This window comes from Arthrobacter sp. TmtSoilC48, from assembly GCF_059739425.1.
The window spans coordinates 957,783-972,710 of record NZ_AP046049.1 but is presented as its reverse complement, the minus strand read 5'-3'; the positions used below and the strand labels follow the sequence as shown (position 1 = coordinate 972,710).

Genomic DNA, 14,928 nt, shown 5'->3' with positions numbered 1-14,928 from the left:
GAACACACACCCACCAACCCCGAAGAGCCGGCACCATGCATGTCCTAGATGCTCGCGTCCACTATGTAGTTCTCAAACAACAACCCCGTCAACCAGACCCCCAACACCCACACAGGGTGCCGGTACGAACCGGAAGCAGGAACAAAAGAAACACCAGAACTGTGTCCCCCTGCATTGCTGCAAAAAGGTCCTGTTGCCTCAGGACCCAACAGTGCGCCAAACACAACCCACACAAACCACGCCCCGGCACGTTCCCAACACCACACACCCCCAAAAAAGGGGCACGCACTGCCGTACTAACACCAGGACACAACCGGTCAGGCCATGCCAAACAAACGTTTGATTCGTTGATATTCCACCCATGAGCACCCACCGCAGAACATACGCCTGCGCAATGGGCAACACTGACAACCACCAGCCCCCGCATGCACGGGAACCGACACGGTTGTTAGCAGCTCCTTAGAAAGGAGGTGATCCAGCCGCACCTTCCGGTACGGCTACCTTGTTACGACTTAGTCCCAATCGCCGGTCCCACCTTCGACGGCTCCCCCCACAAGGGTTAGGCCACCGGCTTCGGGTGTTACCAACTTTCGTGACTTGACGGGCGGTGTGTACAAGGCCCGGGAACGTATTCACCGCAGCGTTGCTGATCTGCGATTACTAGCGACTCCGACTTCATGGGGTCGAGTTGCAGACCCCAATCCGAACTGAGACCGGCTTTTTGGGATTAGCTCCACCTCACAGTATCGCAACCCTTTGTACCGGCCATTGTAGCATGCGTGAAGCCCAAGACATAAGGGGCATGATGATTTGACGTCGTCCCCACCTTCCTCCGAGTTGACCCCGGCAGTCTCCTATGAGTCCCCGCCATAACGCGCTGGCAACATAGAACGAGGGTTGCGCTCGTTGCGGGACTTAACCCAACATCTCACGACACGAGCTGACGACAACCATGCACCACCTGTAAACCGACCGCAAGCGGGGCACCTGTTTCCAGGTCTTTCCGGTTCATGTCAAGCCTTGGTAAGGTTCTTCGCGTTGCATCGAATTAATCCGCATGCTCCGCCGCTTGTGCGGGCCCCCGTCAATTCCTTTGAGTTTTAGCCTTGCGGCCGTACTCCCCAGGCGGGGCACTTAATGCGTTAGCTACGGCGCGGAAAACGTGGAATGTCCCCCACACCTAGTGCCCAACGTTTACGGCATGGACTACCAGGGTATCTAATCCTGTTCGCTCCCCATGCTTTCGCTCCTCAGCGTCAGTTACAGCCCAGAGACCTGCCTTCGCCATCGGTGTTCCTCCTGATATCTGCGCATTTCACCGCTACACCAGGAATTCCAGTCTCCCCTACTGCACTCTAGTCTGCCCGTACCCACTGCAGAACCGGAGTTGAGCCCCGGTCTTTCACAGCAGACGCGACAAACCGCCTACGAGCTCTTTACGCCCAATAATTCCGGATAACGCTTGCGCCCTACGTATTACCGCGGCTGCTGGCACGTAGTTAGCCGGCGCTTCTTCTGCAGGTACCGTCACTTTCGCTTCTTCCCTACTGAAAGAGGTTTACAACCCGAAGGCCGTCATCCCTCACGCGGCGTCGCTGCATCAGGCTTTCGCCCATTGTGCAATATTCCCCACTGCTGCCTCCCGTAGGAGTCTGGGCCGTGTCTCAGTCCCAGTGTGGCCGGTCACCCTCTCAGGCCGGCTACCCGTCGTCGCCTTGGTAGGCCATTACCCCACCAACAAGCTGATAGGCCGCGAGTCCATCCAAAACCACAAAAGCTTTCCACCACCATGACATGCGCCAGATGGTCATATCCGGTATTAGACCCAGTTTCCCAGGCTTATCCCAGAGTCAAGGGCAGGTTACTCACGTGTTACTCACCCGTTCGCCACTAATCCCCCCAGCAAGCCAGGGATCATCGTTCGACTTGCATGTGTTAAGCACGCCGCCAGCGTTCATCCTGAGCCAGGATCAAACTCTCCGTTGAAAACAAAAAAAATCAAACAGACACAACCACACCCACCGGAAATAACGGCGAACACGGCTGCACAAAATTCGAAACCAGCTGAAAACCAAACCACCACACACGGGGGTGCATGACGATCCGGCATATAATTTCAACCAATCAAAAAAACAATCGGCATCAACAAACTTGGCACACTATTGAGTTCTCAAACAACAGACACTTACCGGCACCACCCACAACCCCAACAGGGCCACAGGATCGCTCCGGAGCAACTTTTCAAACTTACCCGATCAACCCGCTCTTGGCAAATCAACGTTTCCGCGATTCCCGATCCAGGCCCCGGCCCCACCCGGCAACCAGCACGCCCAAAAGCGCACCATATTCCAGGCTGTTATCAAAGGGGGTCGGCCCCCGCGGTTCCCAGCACCAGGCTGTCTCACTCGCGGCGACTCAGAAGACATTACACGCCCACCAGCCCCCACACAAATCCACCCCAACACCACCCAGAAACCGGCCAAAACCGCCCAAACACAGGCCAAACAACGCCACAGACCCGCCAAAACCACCCCAAAACCCCAAAAACCAACCCCAGTGAAGCCCGTCACACCAACCACACCCCACAATCCCGCCGCCAAACACCCAAGCCAACCACCGCCGTCGAACATTTCCACCCCACCCACCAAAACCCCGCACGATCTGAGAGAACGATCCCCCAAACCCCGCACGATCTGAGAGAACATCCGAAGAAGGCGGCGGCCATCCGGCAGCGCGCGTCCAAGGGAGGAACGACCGAGCGCGCAGAGGAAGACCACCACATTCGCGCCGCGCCAACCACCCAGCCACCCAGCCACCCAGCCACCCACGCGCCAACCTCCCAACCGCCTTCGCGCCAACCACGCACAAACACGCTTAAACGCAGAAAAGGCCGGCAACCATAACGGTTGCCGGCCCTTTCAGAGCTTCGTGATTACCAGGAAGACTTGGTGATACCCGGGAGCTCACCGCGGTGAGCCATGTCGCGGAAGCGAACACGGGAGATACCGAACTTCTGGAAGGTGCCGCGGGGACGGCCGTCGATCTGGTCGCGGTTACGCAGACGGATCGGGGAGGCGTTGCGGGGCAGCTTCTGCAGGCCGAGGCGTGCAGCTTCGCGTGCTTCGTCAGTCGCGTTGGGGTCAACCAGGGTCTTTTTCAGTTCGAGACGCTTGGCAGCGTAACGCTCAACAATGACCTTGCGCTGCTCGTTGCGAGCAATCTTTGACTTCTTTGCCATGTGTTTAGCGCTCCTCTCGGAATTCGACGTGCTGGCGGATCTTGGGGTCGTACTTCTTCAGGACCAGACGGTCAGGATCGTTACGACGGTTCTTGCGCGTTACGTAGGTGTAACCCGTGCCCGCAGTGGACTTCAGCTTGATGATCGGACGTACGTCCTTGTCCTTTGCCATTAGAGCTTTACTCCTCGTGCCAGGATGTCGGCGACGACAGAGTCGATGCCGCGTACGTCGATTGTCTTGATGCCACGGGCTGACAGGGTCAGCGTGACGTTACGGCGCAGGGACGGAACCCAGTAGCGCTTCTTCTGAATGTTCGGGTCGAACCGACGCTTGTTGCGGCGGTGCGAGTGCGAAATGCTGTGTCCAAAGCCCGGCTCGGCCCCGGTCACTTGGCAGTGTGCTGCCATGACTCTCCTCCAAAGATTGAATGTAACGGTGTGCAGATGTTCCTGCGTTACCGTGCGACAGGCAGCGTTCGCGTCCGATCCATACCATTTCGGTAGTTTCCGCATCAAGTACGGCGAAGAAGGTTGGGCCTCAGAACCGGTCAGTGATAAACACTGGAACAGATCCTGGGATACCGGGCGAATACAGGAATGCACGCAACTTGAGCCCCTAACTACCGGCCATCGGGATGTCAGTCAGACTGACCTCACCGCCAACCGGAGCAATTGCACACGATCCGCACTACCTAGCGCCTAACCATTCTACGGGCCAGGCCAAATTAAGACCAATCAGGAATCATAAGCCCTCGCAAGCCCTTTCACAGCAGAACGAAAGGATGCCTGGCGAGTCTTGGATCATGACATCGCTTCTTTCACGTGTTTCGGGTGCTGAACAGTCCGCGGCGCCGGGCCCACGGACACCGCCGGCCGCCGTCGAACCCTTCCGGGCGCAAGCCCGACGGCGGCTGGCCCGGGCTGACATTCTGGGTTTCCTTGCGTGGGTGTCCCCGGTGGCCGCGGTCGCCTTGTGGCTCGCAGACGGCGGCGCAGTAAGGTTCTCCTCCTTTGCCGGTGGCGCGACAGGCCTGGGAATCGTTGCTGGTTTGGTTGGTATGGACGTGGTCCTCCTCATGCTGCTCCTGGCGGCCCGGATCCCGTTGATCGATAACACAATCGGGCATGACCGCGCTCTTGAGATCCATAAATCACTGGGTAAGCCGGCGCTTTACCTGCTGCTGGCACATGGGATCCTCCTGGCGGTCGGCTATGGAGCCGCAGAAGGCCTCGACCCCATCAGCGAATCGGTGTCCCTATGGGTCAACGTCCCGGATATGTGGCTCGCGTTCGTCGCGATGGCGCTGTTCCTCGCCGTGGTCGTGACCTCGTTAGTGGCGGTGCGACGCAAGTTCCCGTACGAATTCTGGTACGTAATCCATCTCCTGACTTACGCAGCGGTGGCAACGGCAATCCCCCACCAGTTCAGTGTTGGCGGACTCTTTGCCGAAGGAACCTGGCAGCGCTGGTATTGGCTGGCTTTCTGCATCGGAACGGGCGCGGCGCTCCTGATCTTCAGGATTTACCTGCCACTCGCCTCGACAGTCCGGCATCAGCTCACGGTCAGTCGTGTAGTCCGTGTTGCACCTGATGTCTTCAGCATCGAAATGACCGGACTGCATCTGGAGAAACTGGCAGGCAGCGGCGGGAGATTCTTCATCTGGAGGTTCCTGGCTCCCGGGTTCTGGTGGCAGGCCCATCCCTTCAGCCTGTCTGCGGAACCGCTTCCGGCCACAGGCACTGCAGCGGGCAAACTCCGCATCACCGTCCGAAATCTGGGCGACGGATCCGCCCGACTGGCCCGTCTCAGACCCGGCACCAGGGTCGCCCTTGAGGGCCCTTATGGGATGTTCAGCACCGCCGCCCGGTCACGCAACAGAGTGGTGATGATCGGCGCCGGCATCGGCATTGCTCCTCTGCGGTCGCTGTTGGAATCCACGCCTTTTGAGCCTGGCAATGCAACGGTCCTGCTGCGCGGACACGACGAATCCGAGCTCTTCCTTGGTCAGGAAATCATGGCCCTTTGCCAAGCCCGCGGCGCGACCCTCTTCCACCTGACCGGCCCGCGCTCCGCACGCCCCAACGCATGGCTCTCCGAATCAGCCGTCCAAGCCGGTTTTACGCTCCGCTCCTATATCCCGGACGTGGCCAACGCCGACGTCTACGTCTGCGGCCCTGCTGGCTGGGCCGGCAACGTGGTCCAGGACGCGGAGGCCGCAGGGGTACCTGCAGAACAACTCCACTACGAAAGGTTCGACTGGTGAGAATCCGCGCAGCAATGGCAACGGCCCTGGCGTCCGCGGGCATACTGCTCGCAGGCTGGCAATCAGGAGCTCATGTTGCCGAAACAACCACGTCCACAACAACAAGCCTGAGCAGCAGCATGTCGGCCGGCAGTTCAGCGGCGAGCGGCAGCACCGGCACCACCGGAACCAGCGGCAGCACCGCGGAAAGCACGACGGCGGCAACGTACGACGGCGCGTCGGTCCAGACCCGCTTCGGCACAGTCCAGGTCCAGGTGACTATCCAGAATGGCAAGATCACCGAGGTCACACCCCTGCAACTCACCGATGCGGAACGGAAGTCTGCCCAGATCAGCAGCCGGGCAGCACCTGTCCTGCGATCCGAAGTCCTGCGGTCCCAGTCAGCCAACGTCCAAACTGTCAGTGGCGCAACAGTCACCAGTGAGGCCTATCTGACCTCCCTCCAGGCGGCCCTCGATGCAGCCAACTTTTAACGGCGAACAGCTCCGTGCGCGGACGTTCCGCAGCATGGGCACTGTGGTGAGCCTGACCGTGGCGAGCGGAACCTCCGCCCAAACCGGCGTCGATGAGCTGCAGTCCGCCGTCGACGTCGTAGGGGAAATATTTACGCAGCTGGACCTGACGTTCAGCCTTTACCGGGAAGGATCTGAGGCAAGCCGGCTGGCCCGTGGCGAACTGACGTTGGCTTATGCCTCGGAGCCAATGCAGGAGCTCTATGCCGTGGCCTCGGAATGGCGCGTGGAGACCGAAGGTGCGTTCACGGCCGAGCGACCGGACGGTGCGTTGGATCTTTCCGGAATCGTCAAAGCCCACGCCATGCGCGAAGCTGCACTGTCCCTTGGTGCCCTCGGCCTGCACAATTGGTGCCTCAACGCCGGCGGGGACGTGCTGGTAAGCGGATCACCGGAGCCGGTGGACTCCGGGTTTGACGAACCCAATCCGTGGCAGGCCGGCATCGTTGATCCGTTTGACCGCCGGAAGCTGCTCAGTACATACCGCCTCAGTGCCTCGGCGGAACGCGGAGTGAGGGCCCTTGCAACGTCAGGCTCGGCGGAACGCGGGGAACACATTTGGACCGTCGGTGCAGTGCGGCCGGAGTTCGTTCAGGTTTCCGTCGCGGCACAGGACATTGTCACGGCCGACGTCCTGGCAACAGCCATCGTCGCAGGCGGACCGCAAACCCTGGATCACGCTGTGGAGAAATGGGGCGTCGACGTGCTCGCGGTTGGCAGGACCGGAGCGCTGCTCGCCACACCCGGTTTTCGTAGCGCGGGCTGAGCGAGTTCTGCTCGCCCGGCTTAACTACACCGGGCGGATCAGAGCCGGATACTTCGGGCTAAGCCCATCGCCCGAGGACGTACCCCGTACACGGCGCACTACCCACGGGCCGGCGAATTCCCGGACCCATCGTGCGTTTGCCCGGATAGCTTCGGACCGGTTCAGCGTGGGAAGCGGTGCGAGCTCCGGGACTTCGAGCACATGCTCATGCTCGAGGACGTCCAGCACGCGCTTGGCCATATTGACGTGGCCCGCCGTCGACATGTGCATCCGGTCCTGCGCCCACATCCGGACGTCGTAGTACTCATCGAACCGCCAGTAATCCACCAGCAGGGCACCATGGTTCTCGGCGATTTCGCGGAGCAGTTCGTTGTAGATCGCGGTCCGACCACGCATCGTGCTGAAAACCTTCGAACCGCGGGCGTCAAAGCCCGTGAAGAGCACAACGGTGGCGCCGGTCGCGCTTAACTTGGCGATACCGGCGTCGTAATCCTCCAAAAGCGAGTCAATATCGATCTTGGGCCGCAGGATGTCGTTGGCGCCGGCATACATCGTCACCAAAGTGGGCTTCAGCGCGACGGCCGCGTCCACTTGTTCCGCCATGATTTGGCGGAGCTTCCTGCCGCGGATGGCGAGGTTGGCGTAGCCGAAGTCCTCGTTGCTGTGGGCCAGCTGCCGGGCAACGACGTCGGCCCACCCGCGGACGCCGTTGGGTCGCGTTGGGTCGTCGTCGCCAACGCCCTCAGTGAAGGAATCCCCCAAGGCAACATAACGGGCAGAAAAATCCATGCCGTCAGTCTGCCATTAGGCGACCGCTACCTACAAAGCACGGAAAAGGCTACGATTCGCGCAGGATCCAATGGTTATTGTCCAGCCTGGAGACAATCTTCTCGCCGATGCGCGCGAGGTCCGCGACGTCGTCGGGCGAGAGTGAATCGAGCATCAGCGCCCGCACGGACTCAACGTGACCGGGGGCCAGGGCCACAATGGTGGACATGCCGGCCTCGGTCAGGTGGGCGACGGTGACGCGCGCGTCGCCGGGGTGTGCCTGACGTTCCACCCAGCCGCGCTTCTGGAGTTTGGTGACCACGTGCGACAGGCGCGACAGCGAGGCACTGGTCCGGGCGGCAAGCTCGCTCATGGGCAGGTACCTGCCCTCGGTTTCCGAGAGCATCGCCAGCACGTTGTAGTCGAACAGCGACAATTTTCCAGCAGACTGAAGCTGCGTATCCAGCGCCGAGGGGAGCAACGTATTGATGCTCAAGAGGGCCAACCAGGCACGGCGTTCGTCGGCATTAAGCCAGCGGGGTTCAGTCATGGATCCATCTTAGGAGAATTAGCCGGTTGCCCCGGCCTTGCTGCAGCCGCAAACGGTAGGCTGGCGGAATGTTTGTTGTCGCCTTGACCTACAAAGTTCCCGACGAAATCGTCGATTTCCACCGTCCAGCCCACATGGCCTGGCTTAAAGACGCGTTCGACGCCGGCGTGTTCCTTGCGTCGGGACGTCGCGTTCCAGCCACGGGCGGCGTGCTGCTGTCAAAGGTTGACCGGGCAACCCTGGATGACTCACTGGCCAAAGACCCGTTCTTCAGCAACGGCGTGGCCGAGTTCGAGATCATCGAATTCACGGCGACCACTGTGGCCGACGGCTACGAGAACCTGCTCGAGAACTAAGGCTTGCTGGCTGCCTTCACTGCGTGGCCTGCTGGTTTTCGACCAGTTTCTTCAGTCCGCCCTTCCGGGGGACTTTCACGGGCTGGGGCCAACGGGGATTCAGGGAGTCCCCCAGGGTGATGCCGCGGAGTTTACGTCCAAAGAGAGGCAGGACCCAGTCGTTCACCCAGCGCCGCTGCCTGCGTTCCCATTCGCGCATTGTCATTCTTTGGGGTGGGTCCCATTGCTTCGGAGAAATCTTGTGCGGGACGTTCAGATGGTCAAGGACCTGGGCGGCAAGATATTTGTGGCCGGCCTTGGACATGTGAAGCCGGTCGGGAGCCCACATCCGCGAATCTTTGTAGGCGTCGAAGCACCAGTAATCCACCAGGATCGCCCCGTACTCTGCGGCCACATCACGGACCTTTTGGTTGTACATCGTGTTGCGCTTCTTGAACGGTTCCAGGACGGCTGAGACCTTCACGTCAAAACCGGTAAAAAGGACCACCGTCGCCCCGGTGCCAGCAAGCCGGGCGACCAGCAGTTCATAGTCGTTGAGGAGCGCGTCCATGTCCGTGCCAAAGTCCAGGATGTCATTGCCACCGGCATAAAGCGTGATGAGTGTTGGTTCCATGGCGAGGGCAGGCTCGAGTTGTTCATCGATGATGTGCCGGAGCCGTTTGCTGCGCACGGCGAGATTTGCGTACTCCCAGCCCGGCTGCGCTTTGGCCAATTTCTCGGCGACACGATCTGCCCAGCCGCGTACCCCGTTGGGCAAAACCTTGCTCGGATCCCCCACGCCCTCGGTGAAGGAATCCCCAAGGGCGACGTACCGCCGTCGTCCGCTGTCCCCAGCCGCGCAACCATCCCGCATCCAGACAACGCTACCCACCCCCGGTTACTCCCCGACCAACCCAAAGTGAACAGGTCGGGCGGGAAGTGCGCGAGCATCCCCAAAAAACCAGCGGGAAGTGAGAGAACAAACCGAATAAACGGGCGGGAAGTGAGCGAGCATCGGAAGGGTGAGGGACGCACGGGGCCGGTTGGCGGTCATCCGGCAGCGTGCGTCAAAGCGACGAAGGAGCAGCACGCAGAGGATGGCCGCCAACCGGCCGGACCCAACCGGTTGGACCCGGGCCGCGACGCGCCCTCACGCTTAGCCCTCTGCCTTGCCGCGTCGCCAGTAGCCCATGAAAGCAACCTGCTTCCGATCGATTCCGACGTCCCGCACCAGGTACCGCCGCATTTCCTTGATGACGAACGCTTCCCCGGCGATCCAGGCGTAGAAGGGCAGCGCACCGGCAGGCGAAGTGGGGTTCTTGGTGGCTTCGATGGCAGCAGTGTCCATGCGTTGCGGGGTTTCCCAGAGGATGTCCTGGTCCACGTTGACGTCTTCGGGCTCGGGACCGGCAGCTTCGGATCCCTTGATTCCTACCCAACCCGGGACGGGAACAGCCTTGGCGACGGCTTCTTTGAGGAGTTCGCCATGTGGGCGGGAGCGGCCAATCGCTGCGCCGCGGGCGAGCCAGGTGATTTCGACGTCGGCAGGTGTGCTGATGTCCTGGAAGTCCCCGGCTTCGGGTACTTCGAGGAATGCGTGGCCGGTTATGTCCGCGGGCAGGCTCTCGAGGATGGCGCTGATTGCCGGCACTGCTGTCTCGTCTCCGGCGAGCAGGACCCTCTGGGCCAGCCCGGGCCGCCATTCGATGCCGCCGTAGGCACCGGCGGTGGTGCATTGGGCTGCACGGTTGTTGGGGCCGATGATGGTGAGGGCGTCACCGGGCTTCGCCGCGACAGCCCAGTTGGCCGCGGGTCCGCCATGGCCTGCGTCGTCAAAGTGCATGACAAAGTCGATGTCGATTTCGGGGTACACGGCGTCGAGTCGCTCAGCCCTGACCGTGTAGGTGCGCATGGCTCCCCGGACGGAAGTATCCATGGCCAACCATTCCTGGTACCACCCGGCTTCTTCCATCTTGAATTCGGGTAGGGGGATCTGCTGTCCTTGGGCGTCGAATGAAGGAATCATCAGCTTCACGCGCAGGTCCAAGGTATCCCCTGCAACGCCGAAGCCCCGCAGCGAGTAGCCACCGAACGTGATCCGCCGGAAATTCGGGCTCAGGTCCTGCACGGCCGAGACCGTGACGTCGAAGGCAAGGGTCATGGGTTCCACGCTGGCGCTCGCTTGGGTCCGTGTTGGTTGTGCACTCATGAGGCGATCTCCAGTTCGTTGGTTGAAACGGGCTGTGCGTGGTGGCGTCCGATGGGGACAATGAGCGGTGTTCCTGAGATGGGGTCGGGAACCACGCGGGATTCCAGGCCAAAGACGTCGTAGACCAGTTGCTCGGTCACCACAACGGGTGCGGGTCCTTCGGCCACAATGCATCCGCCCTTCATGGCGATGACGTGGTCGGCGTAGCGCGCGGCGAGGTTGAGGTCGTGGAGCACGATCGCCACGGTGGTGCCCCGGCTGCGGTTGAGGTCCGTAACGAGGTCCAACACTTCCACCTGGTGCGCAAGGTCCAGGTATGTGGTTGGCTCGTCAAGCAGCAGCACGTCAGTTTCCTGCGCAAGGGCCATGGCAATCCAGACGCGCTGGCGCTGTCCGCCCGACAATTCGTCGACGCTTCGCTCTGCGAGCTCCAGCGTTGCGGTGGCTTCGAGCGCCCGCTGCACCGCGGCGTCGTCGGAATCGCTCCAACTCCGGAAGAAGCCCTGGTGCGGATACCGGCCCCGTCCCACGAGGTCGCGCACGCTGATACCGTCCGGAGCGGTGGGGTGCTGCGGAAGCAGGCCCAACGTCCGGGCGAGCTCACGGGCTGGCCGGGAGTGGATGTCCTTGCCGGCGAGCGTCACGGCCCCGCTGGCGGGCTTGAGCAGCCGCGACAATCCACGGAGAAGCGTGGATTTACCGCAGGCGTTTGCGCCCACAATCATCGTGACTTTACCCTCGGGGATTTCCGTGGTGAGACCCTCAACCACCTTGCGCTGCTCGTATTGGAGTGTCAGGTCCTTGGCCTTAAGCATTGCCATGTCAGGCTTCCTTTCGATTAGAGGTGACCAGGAGCCACAGCAGGAAGGGTGCACCGAGGGCGCCCGTGATGACGCCGACCGGGAGGACGGTTCCGTCGAGGATGGCGGGTGCGATGTTGGAGGCGAAGAAGTCTGCGGCCAGCACGATCAGCGCGCCGGTAAAGGCCGACGCCGGGAGGCTGGGTTTGCGGACGATGCGTCGGGCAATTGGTCCGGCCAGGAAAGCGACGAAAGCAACGGGACCGGCAGCCGCCGTCGCGGAGGCGGCAAGCCCGACGGCGGTCAAGACCAGTCCCAGCCTGGTGGCGTTGACCCTGATGCCCAAGCCGGCGGCTGCATCGTCACCGAGTTCGAGGATGCGCAGCGGGCCGGCCAGGATGATGACCGCCGGAACCAGGACCAGCAAGGAGGCCATGAGGATCCCGGTGCGCTCCCAATTCGCAGAATTCAGCGAACCGTTAAGCCAGACGAGGACGTCAGCCGCGGTACGGATGTCAGCACGGGTCATGAGAAAGTTGACCACTGCGTGCAGTGCCGCGGCGATGCCCACACCTGCGAGTATGAGGCGGTTGCCGGCAGCATTGCCACGGCTGCCTCCGCCTGCCCCGGACCCGGTGCCACGCGAAATCGCGTAGATAATGGCAGCAACACCCAGCGCACCGCCAAGGGCTGCCCAGGAAACGACGGCTCCGGAAGCACCAAAGATGACAATCGCCGTCACGGCCGCTGCACTGGCTCCGTAGCTGATGCCGATAATGTCAGGGCTGGCCAGGGGGTTGCGCAGCATGGTTTGGAAAAGCGCGCCGGCCAGGCCAAAGGCCACGCCGATCAGTGTTCCGATGGCAGCGCGGGGCAGTTTGTGCTCCATGACAATGAAGCTGGCGCCGGGGATCTTCTCGCCGCCGGTCAAGTGTGCGATGACGATCTTGAAGAAATCAGGGATGGTCACCGTGTAGCTGCCCAGCAGCACGTACACGGCGAACATGACAACGAGGGCCAAGCCGAGGAAGAACGTTGGGCTGGGCACGCGCCGAAATGACAATTGATGCGAATGTTTCCGGGGAACATTGCCATTAAGTGCCAACTCGGCGGGGAGTTTGCGAAGAGTGGTCACAGTCCGGCCCCCTTTCCGCGGCGGATGAGCCACACGAACACCGGCGCACCCACGAGCGCGGTCATGATGCCGGCCGGAACTTCGCCGGGAAGCAGCACCACTCGGCCGATCACATCGGCGATGATCAGCAGGATGGGCGCCGAGATCATGGAGAACGGCAGGACCCAGCGGTAGTCCGGACCGGTGAGCGAACGGACAGCGTGCGGAATCACCAGGCCGAGGAACGCGATGGGTCCAGCCAACGCGGTGGCGGATCCGCACAGCAGGACGATCCCAAGGCCGATGATTCCACGGGAAAGGCCAACATTCTGACCGAGTCCACGTGCGATGTCGTCACCCAGGGCGAGGCTGTTCAAGATGCGGCCACTGCCAAGGACGATTACGGCGCCGACGGCCAGGAAGGGAAGAGCAGGTAGCAGAACGGACCAGTCGCGTCCGCCAATACTTCCCACCTGCCAGAACCGGAACCGGTCCAGGGTGTCCTGGCTTGAGACCAGGATGACATTCATCAGCGAGAACAGGCCGGCACTCAGCGCCGCGCCCGCGAGGGCGAGCTTGACCGGCGTCGCACCGTCACGTCCCCTGGAAGCGATGGCGTAAACGACGACGGCGGCAGCTGCGGCGCCGATGAAGGCGAACCAAATGTAGCCGGTGAGCGAACCGACGCCAAAAACATAGATGCCCACGACAACCGCAAGGGCCGCACCCGCATTGAGTCCCAGAATCCCGGGATCAGCCAGGGGGTTGCGGGCCACTCCTTGCATTGCGGCTCCAGCCAAGCCCAGGGCGGCGCCTGCCAGGAGACCCAATACTGTTCGGGGAATCCGTGCGATGACCACTGCGTGGTCGCCGCTTTCAGGATTGAAGTTGGTGATGGCTTCCCAAATGGTGGACAGGGGAAGCCCGCGCGCGCCGATCGCCAAGGATGCTGCGCACGCGGCGACGAGTACGACGACGGCGACCAGCAGCCAGGCACTCCGCCCGCTTGTTGCCCTGGAACCGGTTCCCCCTCCGACCACATTGCTCCGGGGTGCGCCATCGCGCTGGTTACCAGGCACAGATGTGCCGCCAACCTGCCCCACGGAAGCCGCCGTCGTCGTACTCAATTTCATTGCAGTTACTTGCCTGCCGCGTCCGTTGCCTTGTCCGCTGCACTGCCCAGCTGCGGCAGGAACGTGTCCAGGGCCCACGGCAGGCTCAGCGGCGAGGAGGCGGAAATGGACAGCGTCAGGGTCTGATCGGCGTCGGCGACGAGTGCGCCGGACTTGACCGCGGGTATCTGGCCCAGCAGGGGGTCGGCCTTGATGGCGTCGGCCGTGGCGGCTTCGGGCACCCACGTCACGAAGACATCCGACTCGAGCTCGTTGGCCTTTTCAGCGGACCACGCAATGAAGAAGTCCTTGTTGGTCTTCGTGTTCTGCTCCACTACCGGAGCGAGCTTCATGCCGATTTCGGAGAGGAAGCGCGGGCGGTTATCGATGGCCGTGTAGACGTTCACGCCGTCACCCTTGGCCGGTTCCAGGTTGCCGTAGATAAAGGTCTTGTCCTTGATCTGCGGGTACTTGGAAACCTTGTCCTTGACGGTGGCTTCAGTGTCTTCAATCAGTTTCTTGGCTTCGGCTTCCTTGCCGAGGGCCTTACCGATGATGGTGGTGCTTTCCTGCCAGGGCGTACCGTAGGCGAGCTCCGGGTAGGCAACCACGGGAGCGATTTCGGAAAGCTTCTTGTAATCGGCTTCCTCCAGGCCGGAGTAGGCGCCGAGGATGACGTCCGGGTTCAGCTTGGCGATCTCAGTGAAGTTGATCCCGTCCGCCTCGGAGAACTGCACGGGAGCCTTGTCCGAACCGAATCCGGCGCCAAGCTTCTCCAGCGCGGCATCCTTCCACGGGGTGGAGCCCTTGTCGTTGTTGCCCCACTCGTTCTTGGGAACGCCAACCGGGACAACGCCCAGGGCTATTGCGACGTCGTCATTCACCCAGGAGATGGTGACTACGCGCTTGGGCTGTTCCTTGATGGTGGTCTCACCGAAAGCGTGCTTGATGGTCACCGGGAAAGCAGCGGTTTCTGCCTGCTCCGTTGCCGGAGTGGAGGTGGCGGGCCCGGTGGAGCAGCCAGTGAGGGAAAGGGCGACGGCGGCCAAAGCGGCTGTCGCGGTGCCTGCGGTCTTCAGCAGGGCGCGGCGTGGAAGAAGGGAAGCCACGGGACTCCTTAGGTAAGGGATGCGAACCTAAGTAAGGCTAGCCTACCCTTTGGATAATTACGAAACGTTTGCGTCACGTAATGTCCACCGTGCACATTGCTAAGATATCGGCAGCGGACTACCGCTTCCAAGGAGAACGACGAGGAGATGA

General features: G+C 61.6%; 15 protein-coding genes and 1 rRNA gene. 4 read left to right on the top strand and 12 right to left on the bottom strand.

The window, feature by feature from the left end; translation table 11 throughout:
- Positions 1-463: 463 nt before the first annotated feature.
- From AC6I97_RS04675 to rpmB, 4 genes are all read right to left on the bottom strand, one after another.
- Positions 464-1,986: ribosomal RNA gene (locus tag AC6I97_RS04675) — 16S ribosomal RNA — on the bottom strand.
- Positions 1,987-2,932: 946 nt separating this feature from the next.
- Entirely contained in the window at positions 2,933-3,238 is a 306-nt protein-coding gene (gene rpsN, locus AC6I97_RS04670; RefSeq protein WP_216927432.1) for a 30S ribosomal protein S14, read from the bottom strand.
- A 4-nt stretch (positions 3,239-3,242) separates the two neighbouring features.
- The gene (gene rpmG, locus AC6I97_RS04665; RefSeq protein ID WP_003798558.1) at positions 3,243-3,410 is read right to left on the bottom strand and encodes a 50S ribosomal protein L33; all 168 of its coding nucleotides are present in this window, start codon (positions 3,408-3,410) and stop codon (positions 3,243-3,245) included.
- On the bottom strand, positions 3,410-3,646 hold the full coding sequence (gene rpmB / locus AC6I97_RS04660) for a 50S ribosomal protein L28 (protein ID WP_011776361.1): 237 nt from the start codon (positions 3,644-3,646) through the stop codon (positions 3,410-3,412). The genes rpmG and rpmB overlap by 1 nt, the downstream gene beginning before the upstream one ends.
- A 395-nt stretch (positions 3,647-4,041) precedes the next feature.
- On the opposite strand from rpmB, the gene AC6I97_RS04655 reads away from it, so the two are divergent.
- Genes AC6I97_RS04655 through AC6I97_RS04645 form a run of 3 tightly spaced genes read left to right on the top strand, consistent with a single transcriptional unit; the run spans position 4,042 to position 6,780 of the window.
- A complete protein-coding gene (locus tag AC6I97_RS04655) occupies positions 4,042-5,502 on the top strand; it encodes a ferredoxin reductase family protein (protein ID WP_497944205.1) in 1,461 nt (486 codons plus the stop codon).
- Positions 5,499-5,975, top strand: a complete 477-nt coding sequence (locus tag AC6I97_RS04650) for an FMN-binding protein (RefSeq protein ID WP_497944204.1) — start codon at positions 5,499-5,501, stop codon at positions 5,973-5,975. Before AC6I97_RS04655 ends, AC6I97_RS04650 begins: the two co-directional genes overlap by 4 nt.
- On the top strand, positions 5,959-6,780 hold the full coding sequence (locus tag AC6I97_RS04645) for an FAD:protein FMN transferase (protein ID WP_497944203.1): 822 nt from the start codon (positions 5,959-5,961) through the stop codon (positions 6,778-6,780). The genes AC6I97_RS04650 and AC6I97_RS04645 overlap by 17 nt, the downstream gene beginning before the upstream one ends.
- 24 nt (positions 6,781-6,804) lie before the next feature.
- Here AC6I97_RS04645 and AC6I97_RS04640 read toward each other — a convergent pair whose 3' ends face one another.
- Together AC6I97_RS04640 and AC6I97_RS04635 are read right to left on the bottom strand one after the other, a co-directional pair.
- Positions 6,805-7,569, bottom strand: a complete 765-nt coding sequence (locus AC6I97_RS04640) for an SGNH/GDSL hydrolase family protein (protein WP_224165598.1) — start codon at positions 7,567-7,569, stop codon at positions 6,805-6,807.
- A gap of 49 nt (positions 7,570-7,618) precedes the next feature.
- The gene (locus AC6I97_RS04635) at positions 7,619-8,098 is read right to left on the bottom strand and encodes a MarR family winged helix-turn-helix transcriptional regulator (RefSeq protein ID WP_216927438.1); all 480 of its coding nucleotides are present in this window, start codon (positions 8,096-8,098) and stop codon (positions 7,619-7,621) included.
- A gap of 68 nt (positions 8,099-8,166) precedes the next feature.
- On the opposite strand from AC6I97_RS04635, the gene AC6I97_RS04630 reads away from it, so the two are divergent.
- Positions 8,167-8,454, top strand: coding sequence for a YciI family protein (locus tag AC6I97_RS04630; protein ID WP_309931908.1), 288 nt, complete (start codon positions 8,167-8,169; stop codon positions 8,452-8,454).
- A gap of 16 nt (positions 8,455-8,470) precedes the next feature.
- Here AC6I97_RS04630 and AC6I97_RS04625 read toward each other — a convergent pair whose 3' ends face one another.
- The 6 genes from AC6I97_RS04625 to AC6I97_RS04600 form a co-directional block, all read right to left on the bottom strand.
- On the bottom strand, positions 8,471-9,307 hold the full coding sequence (locus AC6I97_RS04625; RefSeq protein ID WP_497944202.1) for an SGNH/GDSL hydrolase family protein: 837 nt from the start codon (positions 9,305-9,307) through the stop codon (positions 8,471-8,473).
- Positions 9,308-9,589: 282 nt separating this feature from the next.
- The gene (locus tag AC6I97_RS04620; protein ID WP_497944201.1) at positions 9,590-10,642 is read right to left on the bottom strand and encodes a siderophore-interacting protein; all 1,053 of its coding nucleotides are present in this window, start codon (positions 10,640-10,642) and stop codon (positions 9,590-9,592) included.
- Positions 10,639-11,463, bottom strand: coding sequence for an ABC transporter ATP-binding protein (locus AC6I97_RS04615; protein WP_497944200.1), 825 nt, complete (start codon positions 11,461-11,463; stop codon positions 10,639-10,641). The genes AC6I97_RS04620 and AC6I97_RS04615 overlap by 4 nt, the downstream gene beginning before the upstream one ends.
- A gap of 1 nt (position 11,464) precedes the next feature.
- Positions 11,465-12,577: a FecCD family ABC transporter permease gene (locus AC6I97_RS04610; protein WP_497944199.1), complete on the bottom strand. Its 1,113-nt coding sequence runs from the start codon at positions 12,575-12,577 to the stop codon at positions 11,465-11,467.
- Complete coding sequence (locus tag AC6I97_RS04605; RefSeq protein WP_497944198.1) at positions 12,574-13,689, bottom strand: FecCD family ABC transporter permease; 1,116 nt, start codon at positions 13,687-13,689, stop codon at positions 12,574-12,576. Before AC6I97_RS04605 ends, AC6I97_RS04610 begins: the two co-directional genes overlap by 4 nt.
- A 5-nt stretch (positions 13,690-13,694) precedes the next feature.
- A complete protein-coding gene (locus AC6I97_RS04600) occupies positions 13,695-14,777 on the bottom strand; it encodes an iron-siderophore ABC transporter substrate-binding protein (protein WP_224093518.1) in 1,083 nt (360 codons plus the stop codon).
- Positions 14,778-14,928 lie beyond the last annotated feature (151 nt).